13 protein-coding genes are annotated in these 18,618 nt (G+C 34.3%); 6 read left to right on the top strand and 7 right to left on the bottom strand.

What is annotated here, in order from left to right:
* Positions 1–6,567: Ig-like domain-containing protein (locus ACFWM3_RS03565; RefSeq protein WP_390310274.1), on the bottom strand; the 6,567-nt coding region annotated here is incomplete at its 3' end.
* A 267-nt stretch (positions 6,568–6,834) separates the two neighbouring features.
* On the opposite strand from ACFWM3_RS03565, the gene ACFWM3_RS03560 reads away from it, so the two are divergent.
* From ACFWM3_RS03560 to ACFWM3_RS03535, 6 genes are all read left to right on the top strand, one after another.
* Entirely contained in the window at positions 6,835–8,055 is a 1,221-nt protein-coding gene (locus tag ACFWM3_RS03560; protein ID WP_390310272.1) for a HupE/UreJ family protein, read from the top strand.
* A gap of 18 nt (positions 8,056–8,073) precedes the next feature.
* Positions 8,074–9,105, top strand: a complete 1,032-nt coding sequence (locus ACFWM3_RS03555) for a permease (RefSeq protein ID WP_390310270.1) — start codon at positions 8,074–8,076, stop codon at positions 9,103–9,105.
* A gap of 20 nt (positions 9,106–9,125) precedes the next feature.
* Entirely contained in the window at positions 9,126–10,058 is a 933-nt protein-coding gene (locus tag ACFWM3_RS03550; RefSeq protein ID WP_390310268.1) for a TIGR03943 family putative permease subunit, read from the top strand.
* Between the two features lie 27 nt (positions 10,059–10,085).
* A complete protein-coding gene (locus tag ACFWM3_RS03545) occupies positions 10,086–10,937 on the top strand; it encodes a hypothetical protein (RefSeq protein WP_390310266.1) in 852 nt (283 codons plus the stop codon).
* Positions 10,938–11,214: 277 nt separating this feature from the next.
* Positions 11,215–12,846 carry a copper resistance CopC/CopD family protein gene (locus ACFWM3_RS03540; protein ID WP_390310264.1) on the top strand — a complete coding sequence of 544 codons (1,632 nt, stop codon included), beginning with the start codon at positions 11,215–11,217 and terminating at the stop codon, positions 12,844–12,846.
* A 30-nt stretch (positions 12,847–12,876) separates the two neighbouring features.
* A complete protein-coding gene (locus tag ACFWM3_RS03535) occupies positions 12,877–13,500 on the top strand; it encodes a YcnI family copper-binding membrane protein (RefSeq protein ID WP_390310262.1) in 624 nt (207 codons plus the stop codon).
* A gap of 374 nt (positions 13,501–13,874) precedes the next feature.
* On the opposite strand, the gene ACFWM3_RS03530 is transcribed toward ACFWM3_RS03535, so the two are convergent.
* The 6 genes from ACFWM3_RS03530 to ACFWM3_RS03505 form a co-directional block, all read right to left on the bottom strand.
* The gene (locus tag ACFWM3_RS03530; protein ID WP_025569244.1) at positions 13,875–14,444 is read right to left on the bottom strand and encodes a manganese catalase family protein; all 570 of its coding nucleotides are present in this window, start codon (positions 14,442–14,444) and stop codon (positions 13,875–13,877) included.
* A gap of 15 nt (positions 14,445–14,459) precedes the next feature.
* Positions 14,460–14,723, bottom strand: a complete 264-nt coding sequence (locus ACFWM3_RS03525) for a spore coat protein CotJB (protein ID WP_056468917.1) — start codon at positions 14,721–14,723, stop codon at positions 14,460–14,462.
* A gap of 2 nt (positions 14,724–14,725) precedes the next feature.
* Positions 14,726–14,932: a spore coat associated protein CotJA gene (locus ACFWM3_RS03520; RefSeq protein WP_056469058.1), complete on the bottom strand. Its 207-nt coding sequence runs from the start codon at positions 14,930–14,932 to the stop codon at positions 14,726–14,728.
* Between the two features lie 109 nt (positions 14,933–15,041).
* Complete coding sequence (locus tag ACFWM3_RS03515; RefSeq protein WP_390310260.1) at positions 15,042–16,523, bottom strand: flavin monoamine oxidase family protein; 1,482 nt, start codon at positions 16,521–16,523, stop codon at positions 15,042–15,044.
* Positions 16,524–16,726: 203 nt separating this feature from the next.
* On the bottom strand, positions 16,727–17,653 hold the full coding sequence (locus ACFWM3_RS03510) for a type II secretion system F family protein (protein ID WP_390310258.1): 927 nt from the start codon (positions 17,651–17,653) through the stop codon (positions 16,727–16,729).
* Positions 17,654–17,655: 2 nt separating this feature from the next.
* Positions 17,656–18,618, bottom strand: coding sequence for a type II secretion system F family protein (locus ACFWM3_RS03505; RefSeq protein WP_390310256.1), 963 nt, complete (start codon positions 18,616–18,618; stop codon positions 17,656–17,658).

Here is an 18,618-nt window from a genome sequence, read left to right as displayed (position 1 = left end):
TACGACTACTTCTACTCCGTCGCTTTCATTGTTTGCTGAGTCAAGTGCTGTTACTACAATTTTCGTACCAGCTACTTGTTTTGTAATCTTCATTTCAAAGTTTCCAGTATTGTCCGCTATTGCATTAGCAATTTCATTACCTTTTACTTTTGCAATTACTTTTGCTCCCGCTTCAGTTGTACCAGTAATTTTCTCATCCTGATCAGAAATAGCATTCACTACTGGAGCTTTTGGCGCAGTCTGATCACTTACGACTACTTCTACTCCGTCGCTTTCATTGTTTGCTGAGTCAAGTGCTGTTACTACAATTTTCGTACCAGCTACTTGTTTTGTAATCTTCATTTCAAAGTTACCAGTATTGTCCGCTATTGCATTAGCAATTTCATTACCTTTTACTTTTGCAATTACTTTTGCTCCCGCTTCAGTTGTACCGGTAATTTTCTCATCTTGATCAGAAATAGCATTCACTACTGGAGCTTTTGGAGCAGCAGCATGAGTTCCAACTAATTCTTTCGTATCTCTTACTCGAATACGATTTCCTTCTGAGAATTTACCTGCTAGACCAGTTGCTTCTAACGTATCCCCAATATTTAGGTTTGGTACGGGTCCGCTTTGGTTTACAACGTATCCATCTGTGAATACTAATGTTGATCCTGAACCATCATCAATCACATAGGAATTATCGTCATACTTAGAAACGACTTTACCAGTTACTTTAACTAATTGACCTTGATTCTCTTCATTATTTGAGTCCTTTGTACTGACAACTTTTGCTTCGACTGGAGTTCCTTTGCCTAGCTTTACAACGCTTTCTGTAAAACTACCAAACTCTAATTCGAAGTTATTTTCAAATATTTTTATATGACCATATATGCGTACCTTATCGCCGACTTGTAAACTTCCTGCTGGCACATCATTAAAGGCCATAATTCCACCAGTATCATCTTGAATGTAAGCAGCGTCAAAGAATGAAATTGCTGTTACAGTTCCTTCTACAACTGCGTTCGTTCCTTCTGTAAGCTTACGAGCATCACCAATTGACTTTACTTTCGTATCAAGATGAGCTAACCAGTTTACAACGTTTACTGCAAACGGGTCATTTCCTTTTGGATTATATGTTTGATCCATTTGTTTATCATTAAAGATATTCATACCTGAAACGAATACTCGACCATTACCAACTTGTTCAGAAGCGATAATCGGAATACTAGATCCACCAGTAACTTGATCTAATGCAGGACCATTTTTCCCATTAGAAGTCTGAACATTATATTTTACAGTATCTGATTTGATGGTAGATGTATCTTGGAATGTAGACTCATTACCTTGAGCTAGAACTGTAACAGTATCACTGTCCGTTAATGGCACTTTATTGCCCGAACCATCATTTTTAGCTAGACTTGATCCACTATAATACTCAATTGTTGGAACAAAATCTGTTAATGTTGTTTTTTGATTTGGTGTTGGGTGTAATCTAACAGCATAATTAGCTGTCAATGGTGTACCCCAGAAGTTACCTTCAGTTGTTTCATCAAAGACACCGTCATTGTTTACTAGAATACTTGATCCTACACCAGATAAAATGCTATTTATGTTTTGATTTGTAGCACCAAAGTTACTCTTTTCTGTCGTCAATAATGAACCGCCATTTTTCACGAAATTATTAATATCAGAAATTTCACTAGCAGAATATGCTGTAGCTGGATGTGTAATTACTAATACACTAACATTCTTTAATACTTGTTCTGTAAGTGGTGAAGAATTTTCTGCTACAGTATAGCCTTGTTGCTTCATTAACGTTGTAAATAATTTAAAGTTATCTTTATATGTGCCAGTGTCTTGTTTCGAGTTCTCATTATTGTGAGAGCCATCAATCATAACAACTTTGTTTAATGGTGCTTTAATTGTAAATGATTGCTCGTATTTGTTATTACCAAGATCATGTCCATCAGCTGCTGATAAAACTACAATGATTTTATGTGACCCTGGAACTGGATCTGTCCATGTTACACTAGCACTTGCTGATGAATTTGATGGAAGCGAATCGATTGAAGCATCTGCAATAAAATGATTAGCATCTATACTATCATAATAGAAATGAGCAGTTACTTGTTTAACATCTAAAGATCCTTGGTTACTTATTCCCGCTGTTAAATTAGCTGCAAGTCCACCAATAATCGCGCCATCTTTTGTCGTAACATCACTAACTTTTACTGCTAAGTCTTTTTGTTGTGACCAAATTGGTGAAGAGTAAATTTGATCGCCATCCTTTTGTGTAACTTTAACAACGAACCATTGTTGTCCGCCAACTACAGTAAAGCTTGGCTTCCAATTAAATGAAGTTGAATCGTTTGTTGGAACATATTTGTCTACCACTGTTCCATGATTTGTAATTAATTCTACTTTAGCGATTGCATCGTTAGAAGCAGTTTTAATATAGCTATAATCAGGATCACTAGCCTGTTCTAAAACTGGATCTTTACCTGAAATATTAAAATCTAACGTATCAGTATCCACTGTTGATCCCATATAAAAGCCACTTGCAGATACATCTAACGAAAAGTTTGGATCCTCTGACATATAAACACGTCTGTTTTTCATTGCATCAAGTAGAGCATTTTGACTTAAATCTTTTGCTACGATTACAGTACGTTTTTTCGTTTGACCCCATGTTGCATCATGGTTATCTTCACCATAAGTTGGTGCAACATGCCAGCCGATATCAAGCGCACCATAGTAGCTATCTTCTGCATTCGCATAAGAGTATTTTCCTGATCCATTCCCTACTTCAAGCATTGTAAATAGCTTGTCTAAATTTTTGTTATAAGGGATGAAGTTATCAAATGCATTTGCAGACATTTTTGGATGGTTAAATTGAGCAACGATATTGTCATATGTTAATACCCACCCATAATACTTTTGTAAATTTTGATAAGCGCCACCATCTACAACACGATCAATGAAATTTTCAGTTCCGAATACATTCGAGTGACCCCATGTAGTTGATGTCATTTCAAACGCAGGGAATACAACGAATTTACCATCTTTTGTATACTGTTTTGCTAAATCCTTTGTTAACTGCCAATCAGTACCACCAGTTCTCTCTTTAAAACCTTTATGCTCAACAGTATCTTTATTAACAAGATTTGCATCGATATCGTGAGAGTGATCCGAGAATGCAAAGAAATCATAATGATACTTTTCAGCAGCTTTTAATGCTTCTTCAGGAGTACCTGCTGCATCATGTGAAATATTCGTATGGTTATGTGTCGTTCCACGGTAATGATTTCCACCAGTAAATCTTTCTGTAACTGTGAATTTCCATGTAAAGGTAGAAGGATTATTTAATTTATCCTTTGCAGACACAGTTATTGTATGCTCACCTTCAGTTAATTCATTAGCAGTTGTAAGATTTAATTTAATTTCTGTATCAGTAATTGTTGCATTTGAAGTTTTATCTTGACCATCGATTGAAATAGTTGCTGACGAAAGATTGACTCCACTTGGATCATCCATTTTTACAACGATTTCAGGATGTCTTGAATCAGTTTTATCACCATTTGTAGGTAACTCATTAAAAAACTTAGGACCATCTTGATCATCTACTACATTCACTTCAAATGGTTTTGAAGAACTACCTACAGCTTGTTTGCCTTCTTCATTTTCCGCTTCAATATAATAGTAGAACTTTCCTTTTGGAACATCTGCTTCTAAAATTTTCCCATTGAAATTAATATGGTCTGCAGAGTCCATAATTACTGAATGATAAGAAGTCTCGTTTTCTCCTTTATAATAAAGCGTAACTGAATCTGCGTTCTTTGCAATCGCATTAAACGAAGCATCCATTCCTATATAAGCTTTTGTAATCGGAGTATGAGTTAACACTAATTGACCTTTTACATCACTTGCGTTTCTAGGTATAAGTAGATATCCACTAGTAAAAGGTGCAGCTTTTTTATATTGATTAACGATACCTGTAAAAGTGTAAGTTTGACCTTGTTCAATAGTCCCTAAAGATCCTTGAATACGTACGATTGCTAAATTATCGCCTGATTCATCACTTACTGTAATATCATAATTTGGACCATCTGATGGAATATTTGTTACTTTTCCAGTGAATGATACTAATTTGCCTTCAGTTTCTTCATTTAACCCACCGATTGTAATATTTGTAGTTGCCGGTAAATGATCATTTCCAACAAAATGAATAGCTGTTGGAATAAATTGAGTCATCCCCGCCGTAAATACTACTCGTCCTTCAATGCTATATTTGTTTCCTGCTTGAATCGTAGTAGAAGGATTCAAATGATTAATAACATTGATTGCGCCTGTTGAATCTTGAATAAAGAAATTTGTATTCACATCCCCATTAGGCAGATTATCTGTAGTCGCTACTCCCTCAATTGTCGTTGAGTAACCATTGTTGATTGGAAATCCTTTTTCATCATTTTTTCTTAAATCACCAATTGAAGTAACTGTTGTTGACTTACCAGCCACATCTACTCTCGCGTAATAGCTTTCCTTTGGAGTAGGTTGTGCAGAATCCGTTTCCGTTAAGAAGATAGATGTCTGATCACTAGAGTCTTCAAAACTTAATGTAAAAGATCCATCGGCCGCTGCTGTTACTTGTTGCTGACTTGTTAATTTACCACCATTCTCAATGTAAGCCTTTACAACAGATGAAGCAGGTACTGATTCAGCTTGTCCTGTTACAGTTGCTGTACCACCAGATTTTGTATAAGTTATTTTAGAACCATCTGGAGAAGACATAAATTTTGAGTTATGAACAGCCATCTCATCAGAATAGTTCGCACTTGATGGTTTATTCAGAACGAAATCTTTTGAAGGATCTTTTGTAAACCAACCGTTTCCAATTCCGTATGCTGAACGTGGGTCTGTCCCAATATTTGTTTTACGTTGAATCGTTCCTCCACCAATTGTAGAGTCTGAAATTGGGCTTCCCCAATATAAAGGATTTTTATAAACTGCTGTACCATTCGTAAATGCTAATAAATCAATTGCATCTTGATCATCAACACCTGTTACAGCTGTCGTTTTCTTTGCAAGTACTAAAGCGCCACCAGTTGAACCACTTGGATTTAACGTAGTTGTAATATCTGGAGTCACAGGAAGTGCCTGTCCTGTCGTACCTGTACTACCTGCTACTAAGAAGTAACTATGTGCTTTAATAACACCAGATAGTGGTTGCCCTGCTCCAAAGTTCATTGTTGATGCTGAAGTATAAGCAATTGACCAGCCAGTTAAATTAATATTTTTATCTGTATTATTATAAAGTTCAAAAAACTTAGTTTTGTAGAATGCTCCCCCATTACCACCATTTACATAGATTTGGCTAAATACTACGTCACCTGGTGAAATACCTTTTGGGGTTTCAGTTTGACCAGTATAGTTTACAGCAGTTCGATCACTAGGACTCTTTTCTGCTTCCTGAGCAACTAGGTTAACGACTGCTTTCGACCCAGGATTTGAAAATGTTACGTTAAATGAACCATCTGCTGCAGCTGTTGTAGTTGCTACTATTGTATTGTCATCAAAATAAACATTTACGATAGCATTACCAGCAACTGCACCTGCAGTACCTGATACATTTGTATACGAATTAAAAGTAATTTTTGTAGCTATTGGAGCGGCTGTTTTCTGAACGATCGAACCTGAGAAATTGACTGAAACTTTATCACTTTCAGCTTTTCCATTTTCTTGTGCAGTAACATAGACAACCGATTGTGAGTTTGTAATTGTAGCAGTAAATGAACCATCTGCTGCAGCTGTAGTAGTACCTGCTAGTTTATTATTATCACTATAAACTTTTACAACGGCATTACTTGTAACTGCCCCAGCATTTCCTGTCACTGTTGAGTTTGTTGAATAATTGATTTTTGCTGCGTCAGGTGTAGCGGTTTTTTCTAACGGTGTTGATCCTGTTGCGTCACCATTAATAACGATATCAGCAATACGACTTGTACCAGTTGTAGTACTGAAATTACTACCGTCATTTTTTGCAGCTAATGGTGAATTGACAATCCATCTTAAATAAACTAAATTCTTGTCACTTACCTCAGTTGGCAACGCTACATTATTTAATTGTCCCCCACTTGACCATGTACCACTTCCCGTTGAAACAGAAGCACCAGGTACATCAACCCATGAGTTTTCATCCAAACTATATTGAAGTTTGAAATCTTTTGGCCCCGTTGTAGAACTATATTGCTTAGATGAAAGAGTTATATTTTCGTAGTTTTTTGTTGATAATGAAACTTCCCAATATGAACTATTGTTTGACCACGTATTTGCGTTAATAACTGTATTTCCAGGTAATGGACCGGCATTATAACCAGTAACTTTGGAACCAGTGGTCGTTATATTACTATTCATATTTTCAGGTATTCCAGCCGATGGTGTAGTTACTTGACCATTGCTAAAATCCCATTTCGCTAAAGTAGTTGTAGTGGCTGCTTTAGCCATTTGTGGACTAACTGTTGATAATAGCAACAGGATCGTCGTCAAAAGACCCAAATACCTTTTGTATCTATGCATTATTTTGTGCATGAAAATTTCCCCACTTTTTTATTATTTCTAAATAACCAAAACCTTCTCTCAAAAAACAAGACTATTTTACTATTGGGAAATAATTACAGTTCCTCTCCCCCCCTCACTAAAATGTAGTGATCGCCCACTAACTATATTATGATTTACCGAGCAATTTCTACAAATTTAGCCAATAATTACAAACTCTTTACAATTATATAACAATTCTGTAATGTTGACTATGTACCATAACAATATAATTCTTATTTTATTTCCCGGAGGAAACAAATGAAAAATAGTATTTTTTTCTTAAAAACTAATAGACTCAGTCGTTCTTTTCCCCTATTTTTTTGCTTACTTATTTTTTTTAGTACCTCTTTTCGAACAGCTGAAGCTCATTCATTAAGTGCTAGTTACACTACATTAAATCTCTTAAAATCAAAAACTACAATGAACTTTGCATTAGATGAAGTCTCTGTCATGGAATTAACAGGCGGGGATGTTAATAAGAATGGAATGTTAGATCCAGATGAATTTGAGGCAATAAAGAAGAAAATAGAATCTACGCTCCAGAGCAATCTTATTCTGAAAATAAATGGAGAAAAACAAAACTGGACAAAGGTAAATAAATTGGAGCTTAATCGAAAAGGTGATGCTACCCAGCTCATCCTTGAGGTTGATTACCCTGCAATCCAACCTTCACAATCTATTAGTCTTGCTGATCATTTGTATGAAAATGATACAAATACTAGTACGACCTATGTTGATTTGTTGAAAGTGAACTACGGAAAAGAAAGTAGTACTGCCGCTCTTTCAGATCAAAGCCGTGCTTGGTCTATGATTCTTAGTGACAGTGCTTATGAGGGATTAAGCAATGATCCAAATAAGATTCAACCTGCACAACAACAGCAACAGGCCGTAATAAAAAAAGAATCCAATTCGGATTCTACTACAAATACTTCATCTAAAGGATGGGTTACATTTTTAAAGCTTGGTATGAACCATATACTTACCGGCTATGATCATTTGCTATTTTTACTTTCACTACTGATTGCAAGACAAAGCTTTAAGCAGTTTGCTAAAGTAATTACTGCATTTACAGTCGCACATAGTTTAACTTTGACACTCACTGTTTTAGGGATCATTTCAATTCCTTCTTATATTGTCGAACCTGCAATAGCACTTAGTATTTGTTACGTAGCAATTGAAAATATATTCCGTAAAAACATTGGTCATCGTTGGGTATTAACTTTTATTTTTGGATTAATTCATGGAATGGGTTTTGCAGATTTATTAACAGCTATGAATCTTTCAAAAAGTGAATTAGCAGCTGATTTAGTTAGCTTTAACCTTGGTATTGAAGTGGTTCAACTTTCGATTGTACTTTTATTATTACCACTACTAACTCAATTACATCGCTCAAAGTATTCGAGGAATGCAATTATTTCCACATCTACGATTGCTTTTATATTAGGTGGAATTTGGTTATTTGAACGCGTCATATCTTAAACAGAAAGAGTGAATCCTTTGCGAAGCATTGCTACTGAGAAACAATCGCCAGTCAATTCAAATCGACATTTTCTAATCATTATTTGCTTACTATTTGTATTCTTATTATATATTTCATCTACGACAGGACTAAGTTCAGTTTTTTCAACTACAAAACTACAAGTCTTTAAGATGATCTTTATTAGCATTATTATCGAAGCTCTGCCTTTTATTTTAATCGGTGTATTCGTTTCAGCGATCCTTCAGGTTTTCGTTACAGATCAAATGGTTCAACGATTTATACCGAAAAATCCTTTATTAGGTATTATCGCAGCAAGCGTGTTAGGCATCATCTTTCCAATATGTGAGTGTGGAATGGTACCTGCTATTCGTAAACTGATTAAGAAAGGAATGCCATTGTATGTTGCGGTCACTTTTATATTAGTAGGACCGATTTTAAATCCAATTGTCTTTTTATCAACATTAACAGCTTTTCGTAATCAACCAACCGTTGCATATTATCGTATGGGACTGGCTTTTGTAGTTGCACTAATCGTAGGACTGATCGTTTTTCAATTTGTTAAGTCAAATCAGTTACGAGAACAGGTCGATCAAACGAAGCAAGATCACCACCATCATGACCATAAACACAATACTGCGCCTAATAATAAATTCATTGCAATCGTAGGCCATGCAGTAAATGAATTTTTTGATATGGGGAAATACTTAGTTTTCGGTTCGATCATTGTTGCTCTACTTCAAATCATCATTTCTCAAAGCAGTTTAATTGAATTAGGAAAAAGTGGTCCATCGGCAAACTTTCTTATGATGGGATTAGGCTTTATTTTATCTCTTTGTTCAACATCAGACGCCTTTGTAGCTCAATCACTTCAAACAATTTTTACAAAGAGCTCTTTAGTTGGATTCATGGTTTTTGGGCCAATGATCAATATTAAAGGGATCCTGATGATGCTAGCTGTTTTCCGTTCTCGATTTGTTTTATTACTTAGCACGCTAGTTTTCATTTTTGTTTTTATTGGAACGCTTGTTTTACAGTCTATTAATTTATAAAAAAAAGGCAGTGATCTACTTTGAAAAATAAAATCAATTCCACATCGATTCATCATTTTATAAAAGCTGCTATTCTCTTAGGACTTGCTATCTATATTTTTCAATTAACACTTACAGACGAGATCCTGCAATTTATCGTACCGGAGCTTGTCATTTATGTAAAAATTGCAACTGTTATTCTTTTTAGTGTCGCAATCGTTCAAATCTATATAGCCGTTCTTTCATTAAAAAGACATGTCATTATTTGTGATTGTGGTCATGATCATAGTCACGACCAAGTTTTTAGTCATGAGCATCATCATCTTTTAAAAAAGTCAGTCGTAAAAGACGTTTTTATTTACAGCCTATTTTTATTCCCACTATTACTCGGATATATTTTGCCAAACCATGCGAGTTCTAGTTCGCTTGCAAATAACAAAGAAATGAATTTTAAAGGACTAGCTGTGCAGGCTTCTTCGAATGGTCAGACTGTTGAAGTGAAAGGTCATGAGGACCCTGCTTTAAAAAAAATGTTCAAAACAAATGTATATGATCAAGACTACGCTAAACTTGGGATGCTACTGTACAAACAGAGTACAATCGAGATGAAGGACAAGTGGTTTATTGAAAAACTACAATCAATGAATACATTTGTCGACAATTTCCAAAATAAACAAATTAAAATTAAAGGTTTTATCTATAGAGACCCTAAGTTAGCAGGTAATCAATTTATTATTGCAAGAATGGGTATGACTCATTGTATCGCCGATATTTCACCATTTGGTATTATTGCAGAATCAACCAATTCACAGCAATTTACGAATGATTCTTGGGTAACAATTACTGGAACAATCGGAAAGACAAGCTTTAATGGTCAAACAGTCATTAAAATAAACGTTCAACAATCAGAGCCAGCTAAATCTCCAAGTGTTCAATACGTGTATCCAGATTGGAACTTTGGATCAAAGCTGTAGCTTTAAAATTAATTTAGAGGTGTTTATATGGTATTGAAGTATGGAAGTCTTTTCTTAGTACTCCTTCTTACGTATTATAGCTTTAATCATTTTTATCGAAATAAAGAGAGATTTCCTAGTACTTTAAAATCAATTATCTCTTTATTGGTGGGTGTATCTTCAGCTACAATTAGTTTCTTAATCATGTTAACTACAAATTATAATGTATTATTATCGATCATTCTCAATCTATTACTAGTCATATTATTTTGGGTTTTATCGAAGAAACTATTTAATACTGGCATTACTGAAATTTTACCGTCCTTGCTCGGTGCATTTATAGGGACTATCATCGGATATATGACATTCAGTTCAAGCATAAGCGTCGTTATTGTGGATATTCTGTTTATCGTTTTCATTTATCTATTATTATTTTTTGTTGATCGAAAGCTAGTTTCAAATTCAAATCCCAAAAATAAGAAGAAGAGAGATCATGCCAAATCATCAAACAGTACTTTAGTGTTAACTTCAATCCTACTTATACTTGTCATCATATTTACTGTTAATTTGAATAAAGTAAAAGTTGGTATGATTGGGCAACCACAAAAGCAAGCTGCAAAACAAGATGATCAAAATGACCTTCAATACGCAACAATTCACGTAACGCCATCAGGTTTTAGTCCGAAAAATACAATCTTTAAACCTGCGACAATGACTAAAATTATTGTTGATGTTGATCAAGATGCCGGGGGCAATGCAAAATTATCCTCTACAGACTTAGGTATTAACATTCCATTAAAAACCGGTAAAAATATTCTCTTATTAAATAATCCATTAAAAGGAGAATATAACATCTCTTTGGAGCCTTCTAACTCTGTTGGTAAGTTGGTTGTTAAATAAATATTTCAGACTGAAAATCAAATTTTCGAACTATGTTTACACACTGAAATCCACAAGTAATTGGTTTTACTTGTGGATTATTTGTGTTTTCACCAGCTTGCATAAAGAGTCTAGAACTGTTTAATAATCTTACTATCTAATCCTTTCTTCATAATTTATTAGGAATGTGTTAAGAAAAATTTATAATTTATCACATTTCTATCACAATTTTACTTTAGAATTTAGAAGTTGTTTTAATTTCTAATTCACTCTAATAGATATGAGGTGACATAAAAAAATGAAAATCCGAGTTATAGGGTTTTCTTTCTTACTATTATTGATTGCTGCTACTTTATTTCCATCCTTAGCATCAGCACATGCTTATATCATCAAATCTACGCCTTCAGAGAATCAAGTTTTTATGAATTCTCCTCAACGTATTCAAATACAGTTTGATGAATCAGTACAGTCTGCATTTCATTCTTTACAAGTTTTAGATGAATCAGGTAATCAAGTTGATTTGCAAAATGGAAAAATAAATAAGCAAAATCATTCAATTTTAGAAGGGAACTTAAAACCTAATTTACCAGATGGAAATTATCATATTGCATGGAAAGTCATTTCCAGTGACGGACATTCAGTAAACGGTGTAATTCCATTCAGAGTAGGAAAAGTTGATGGTTCATCAACAATTTCCAATAAAGCAAGCCAATCCTTACCCAACACAGACGTAATGGGAACCTACTGGATTGAATATATGAGTTTACTTTTATTTGTTGGACTTTTATTTTTTTGTTTATTCGTTTACAAAAGCGATCAGAAAAATAGAATGATTGCCTTTAAAAATTCTAAAGCTTTATTGTTAATCTTCTATTTTGGAATTTTATTTAGTGTTCTGTTCAGCCTTTTGGTTGAAACAAAAAACTATGCAAATGGTTCATGGCAAAGTATTTTCCACAAAGATTTGTTATTGGAAACAATAAAGAGTACGAAATTCGGAAATGTATGGGTAATCCAACTTCTTCTGCTTATTGTTTTAGCTAATTCGTTATATATGGCCTGGAAAAGTGAGCAAAAATCTTCTTTCTATTGGTGGTTAAGTGCTTTATTAGTTAGCTTTTTCTTACTAATCTCAAAAGCTTTTATCGGTCACGCATCAATGCAAAATGATTTTTTACCAATTTTGCTTGATTCCATTCATTTACTCGCAGTTTCGATTTGGCTAGGAGGATTAATAGGAATCAGTTATTTACTTCCTAAAATTCAAAAGAAACATGAGAATTATTGGAAAACCATTCAACGATATTCTATTTGGGCGACTTTATCTGTAACTTTACTTATAGGAACAGGAATTTATGCAAGCTTAAAGTATGTACCTAACTTTTATGCTTTATTACATACAACCTATGGCAAAGTGTTATGTGGAAAAGTTATCTTATTTGTGATCATGCTAATTTTAGGGTTTATTCATTTTATCAAAGGAAAACGTAGCAAAAATAAACTAGGAAAGTCAGTTTGGCTTGAAATAAGTATAGGAATCATCGTTCTTATCCTAACATCCTTATTAACAAACCTACCTACAGCAATGGAATCCCCTGGTCCTTTTAATGACACAAAGCAAAATAAAGGATATTCAATTTCATTGCATGCTACTCCGAACATAGTCGGTAAAAACACATTTAAAATAAATATACGTGACAAAAACAATAAACCTGTGTCTTCTATCCAACAAGTCACGCTTACCTTTAAAAACACTGACATGAATATGGGAACTAACACAACTCAAGTTAAAGAAACTTCGTCAGGTGTTTATGAAGCGCAAGGATATTTTACAGATATGGCAGGTCATTGGAATGTAAAAGTCCATATTCTAACTAACTCTCTTGATTCGGTAGATGCGGATTTTAAATATATAGTAGGAAGTAAATAGTTAATTACATTCAAAGGAGACTAACAAAAAATGAAAAAATTCTTTTCAAAAACGACTAAAATTATCGCTTCAGCATTCGCGATGACAATGTTCTTTACTGGAATTGCAAGTGCGCATGTTGTAGTAAATCCTAAAATTTCAACCCCTGGCGCTTGGGAAACATACACAATGAAAGTACCATCTGAAAAAGAAATAGCTACAACTAAAGTTACACTTAAAATCCCTTCAAAATTTGAATTTGTTTCATATCAACCTATCCCAGGATGGAAGTTCAGCGAAACAAAAGATGCAAACGGTACTGTTACATCCGTAACTTGGAGTGCACAAAACGAAGGTATTTTAGCAGGACAATTTCAACAATTCGTATTTATGGCCAAAAACCCAGACGCTGAAGTAAATGGAGCTTGGGATGCATACCAATATTATAAAGATGGCAGTATTGTTGAGTGGACTGGTGACGAAAAATCAGAAGCACCACACTCGATTACAAATATTGTAAAAGACACAACTGCAAAAGGTGAAACTGTTAAAGCTACGGAAGTTAAGAAAGATACTGAAAAATCAAATTCAAGTAATACTTCTTTGGTTATGTCGATTGTGGCAGCTGTTCTTTCGGTGATTGCTTTATTGGTTGCGATTCTTAAGAAGAAATAAGATTATGTGAGGGAGTCCCCGAGACCCCTCATTTTTTTATGGGAATGATGTAGCGAAGTTGAGGCTCAGCTGCAATTAAATTTGTTAGAATAGCAAACAAATGAAGATATGCTGCAAATAAAAAGTGTACTGCAAATAAAATCTGATAATCGCAACTGTATTATGACCTTGAATACACTACAAAAGAAGTTCATTTCAAATAGAAAACTGCTCTATAGAATAAAAACTAGATAAAAATCTGCTAATTAACAATAAAAAAGAGCAATTTTATCAACCAAAAATGAAAGCACTGTTCAAATACCTCACACTGCTATAAAAATAAAAACCTGTTCCCGATAAAAACCAAGGAACAGGTTCAAAATATAATCAATCAACTAAAATATCTTCCGCTGTTGTCGATCATCCTTCAAAATTTCCACAGCTTCTCTAAATCTCTGTGAATGAACAATTTCACGCTCTCTTAAAAATCTTAAACTATCATTTAAATCTGGGTCATCAGAAAGATCAATGATCCATTGATACGTTGCCCTAGCCTTTTCTTCAGCTGCAATATCTTCATATAAATCCGCAATTGGATCACCTTTTGCTTGAATATAGGCAGTAGTAAATGGTACACCATCTGAATTATGGTAGAACAATGCGCTATCATGAGATGCATAATGTGTATCTAAGCCGGCAGCTTTCATTTGGTCTGGAGTTGCGTCTTTTGTTAACTTATAAATCATCGTAGCAATCATTTCTAAATGAGCAAATTCCTCTGTACCAATATCCGTTAAAAGTCCAATAACTTTATCTGGAATAGAATATCGCTGATTTAAGTATCTTAAAGCAGCTGCTAGCTCACCGTCTGCTCCTCCATATTGTTCAACTAAAAATTTGGCAAGCATTGGGTTACAAGTACTTACTTTAACTGGATATTGTAACTTTTTTTGATAAACCCACATGAATACTCCCTCCTTCTAAACCTGCCATGGCCATGGGCCTTTATGCCAGTTCCAGTTTTGATCTGAATAACTGCCACCAAATTGATATAATGGTCCATATTTTGATTCGAAATTAGCTTCGATTTGCTTTTTATATTGAACATATTGATTAAATTGGTTGATTGCATTTTGATCATTGGGATGAGTATCTAAATATAAAGTTAGTTCTACAAGTACGAAGTCAACAGCTTGCAGTTCCTCTAAATCCTGATAATACTCTGGAGGAAGTTGCTCAGTCATTCTTAATCCCTCCTAGCTTTATATGGATTTTCGTAATAGTCATAAAACACTTTCCATAAAGTACCCTTTTTTAATGCCTCTTTGTAAGAAAATTGCTCTAGTCCTGGTGGCTGAAATCCTAAATATAAGTGTGGAGGTGTAGAGTAATATTTTGTACCAATTGGTGGACACGGGTCATTTGGGCCATGAAAAACATTCCATGATTTCACAGGGGTAAATTGAAGTCCTTGATTATTTTCGTTCAAACTGATCACTCCCTCAAATAAAAAGACATCCACTATTTTCACTATATTCAACAGAAATATAAAAAATGTATTTTTATCGTTCTACGAAAGTTCTGTTATTTACTTCAAATGCTGATCGAATACCCGATTCAACTGCGCCTTCAATCCATGCAGGTGCAGAAGATGTATGTTCACCAGCAAAATGAACTCTCCCCTCAGGAGTAGAAATATATGGTGTAAGCTCTCTGTTTTGTTCTGGTTTGAACATAGAAAACGCTCCTCCAGAGTACGGATAAAGAGCCCAACTATGAGTGTAACCAGTAATAAATTCTGTATAAACTTGATTACCATGGATAGTCGCCAAATTACTTAAAGCATTCATTATCCGATCATTTTCAGACATACTATCCCATATCAATGCATCATCTTCCCATGTGTAGCTAGCTAAAACGATTCCCGATCCATTTTTACCATTATGATTACTTGGATAATATGCAAACCGGATTGGTAAATCTGTTGTTAATTTCCCACCTAAAGTCCCATCTTTCTCCCAAAATCTACTTTTAAATTGAAGTCCAATTTTAGTAGAAGGAACATAGTGTAATTCTCTAATTGCTTTCCATTTATCATAAGAAAAAGAGTTTCTTGGAACCACTTCGATGAAGTTTAATAACGAAAAGGGGATAGTAATAATGGCATAGTCAGCAGTAGTTTGATAAGGCAGATGGCTTGTATAATGATCTGAATGAATTGTTACTTGATTATTTTCTTGCACGATTTTATTCATTTTTTGTCCAAAAAATAGATTATCCTTCAATTGTGTTAAAAACTTTTTAGGTAGTTGATCATTTCCACCAGTAATCTCGTAAAATTTAATTTCCTTTGAGAATAATACTATGAACTCTCTTAAGATTGCAGTAAAAGCAAGCTCAGGAAATCCCTCCATCCCTTGAAGTACTTTTACTTCCTCTACAGCACCAGGCGACAAAGGTGTTCCGATTGGGTTATATCTTAAAAATGAATCCATCGAATGCTGATCATAATTTTCAATAATAGTTTTCCAATTTTCATCAGGGTTCTGATTAATAAAATCCATTGCTTTTTTTAGCGATTTTTCAATTAACTGATCAACATTTACCCCTTTTTCACTATCTGCTACACGATAACCTAATATATCTGGGTTTTGTTCATATTGTTTTTGGGTTGTTTTTACTCCGTTAACGTAGATAATATCCTCTGACTTCCCATTTATAAAATCGTTTATCTTTAAATTGAATTTACGAATATATTCGAGTACAAGCTTGTGATTAGAAGCAATACGCATTGCACCCAATTCCAAATATTGATCATTAATAAAAGGTGCTCTTTTCGTAAAAATCCGTCCACCTACTCGGCCATTTGCTTCTAAAATTGTCACCTCATGTCCCGCTTCTTTTAATAAAGAACCTGCTACTAATCCTGAGATTCCCGCTCCTACTATAACAATCTTTTTCGGATTATTTGTCCGCTCTAGTCCATTTTGTATTAAAGTAACCATTTCATCCTTCGATAAACGCCTACCAGATGTACTATTCATGTTCCCTCTCCTAAAAAAATTATTTTAGTTCATAAGATTTTTATTCAGTGAAATATTTCATTAGAATAACAAATCGTTTTATGCATTAATTTTTTTTGGGAATTTTTAACAGTTTGATTAAGAGGTATTTAATAAAAAAACACTCACTTTATGTGAGTGTTCGGTGTGTATCCACATTTTAAAGCACTAAATCTACTAACTAGTTATCCACCAAATCCTTTTGTAATAAATTGTATTACTATAGGACCAAGTATAACGATAAATAGAGCTGGAAAGATGAAAAATACCATAGGAAATAACATTTTAATAGGTGCCTTCATGGCCTGTTCACGCGCAGCTTCACGGCGTTGTTCTCTTATTCGTGTTGTTAGATTCCGTAGTACCTTTGCCATACCAATCCCAAGTTGGTCTGCTTGAATAAGAGATGTAATAATGCTTTGAAAAGTGTCAGACGGTACGCGTTTTCGAAGCTCATAAAATGCTTCCCTTCTTGATTTACCTAGCTTCATATCTTCGAGCATCTGTCTGAATTCTTCGGTAATTGGCCCTTTCATTTTTTGACATACTACTGCAATTGACGCATCTAATCCCATACCAGCTTCGATTAGTAAATTTACAGTATCAAAAAAGTCAGCCATATTTTTATTAATTTCTTTTATCCGTTGCGTCTTTTTTTTAGCTAAATAAAATATCGGGTATCGAAATCCTAGCATCGCTACTGCTACGGACAATACCCATACCATTGCCTTATTACTAGCAATCGGAAGAAATAATATAAAAATGATAAATGCTCCGATAGAGCTTATCAAAATCTGGACTAAACGAAATTCAATTGCTGATAATTTAAATGGATATCCTGCATCGCGTAGCATGACATCTAGCTTTTTTATATCAGTTTTAGAGACTCTTTCGCTTACTTGCTGTACCCCTTTTTGCCAGTACAATTTTAATAACTGATTTCTTTTATTTTCTTTTTTATTTAACACTATATTATTTTTATTTCGCTCACCAAAATAATTATTTACTCGTTGCTTTAAAGCAATTTCTCGTTTGTAAAACGAAAATAAAACTCCTGCTGTTAGCAATGTAAAACAAATTGTGGCTAATAGAAAGACAATAAAATGCAGCATTTTTACACCTCAATTTTGATAATCTTCTGAATAATCAACCATCCAATCAAACAAGAAATACTCGCAGCAAAAATCATAAATAATCCTAACGGATGATGTAGCATTGGTCTAAAAAAATCTGGGCTAAAAAAATATAAATATGTACCTAAAGCCGCAGGTAATAAAGTAATAACCCAAGATGACATTCTTCCTTGAGCAGTTAATGTTTTTAATTCCTCTAATACGCGAATTCTCCCACGTATTGTGTCTTCCATCGTTTCCATTAGTTCGGCTAGGTTTCCCCCACTTGTACGTTGGGCTAGAACTGCTTGTACAACTACCTCTAATTCTTTATTTGGTAGTCGTTCTACCAAATCTTGAAATGCTTTTTCAAAAGGTACACCTAGCCCTACTTCTCGAAATACACGTACGAATTCAGGCCCTAATGGATCTGACATTTCTTTTCCTGCTAATTGAATTGCTTGCATAAAGCTAAAGCCTGATCTCATAGAGTTCGCCATCATACCTAACGTTTCGATTAACTGAGTAGAAATTAAATTTAAGCGCTTGTTTCTCTTTCTATCCATATTAAAAGATGGAAGTACAAACCCAGCAATCAGCGCTGTAATAATTAACAAAATATTCCATTCTAGTAAGAGTACAAATAGTCCTGAACCTATTGCAACTACCAGCCTTAGGACGAAAAACTCCTCTGGTTTTAATTTACTTCCAGCTTCCTGTAGCTTCTTTTCAGACTTCTGAACAAAGCTAACCCCATAAAATGACTTTGACGTTGCAGTAATAAACCCCTTAAAAAGAGATTGTTTTTGTTTAGTTCTTTTTGTTCCCTCTGAATTAGAAGATAATGGAATAAATTCATTAATTCGTCGTTTTGCACGTCTTCGTTTTATACCATTGTTAACCACAATATAAAAGAGAAGAGTTGAAACAGCAAACACAATTAACAATTCTAAAAATAATTTCAT

Source organism: Gottfriedia sp. NPDC058432 (genome assembly GCF_042721555.1).
GTDB lineage: Bacteria > Bacillota > Bacilli > Bacillales > Bacillaceae_G > Gottfriedia.
Note: the sequence above shows the minus strand (reverse complement) of the source record. Positions and strands in the feature narration are given on the sequence as shown.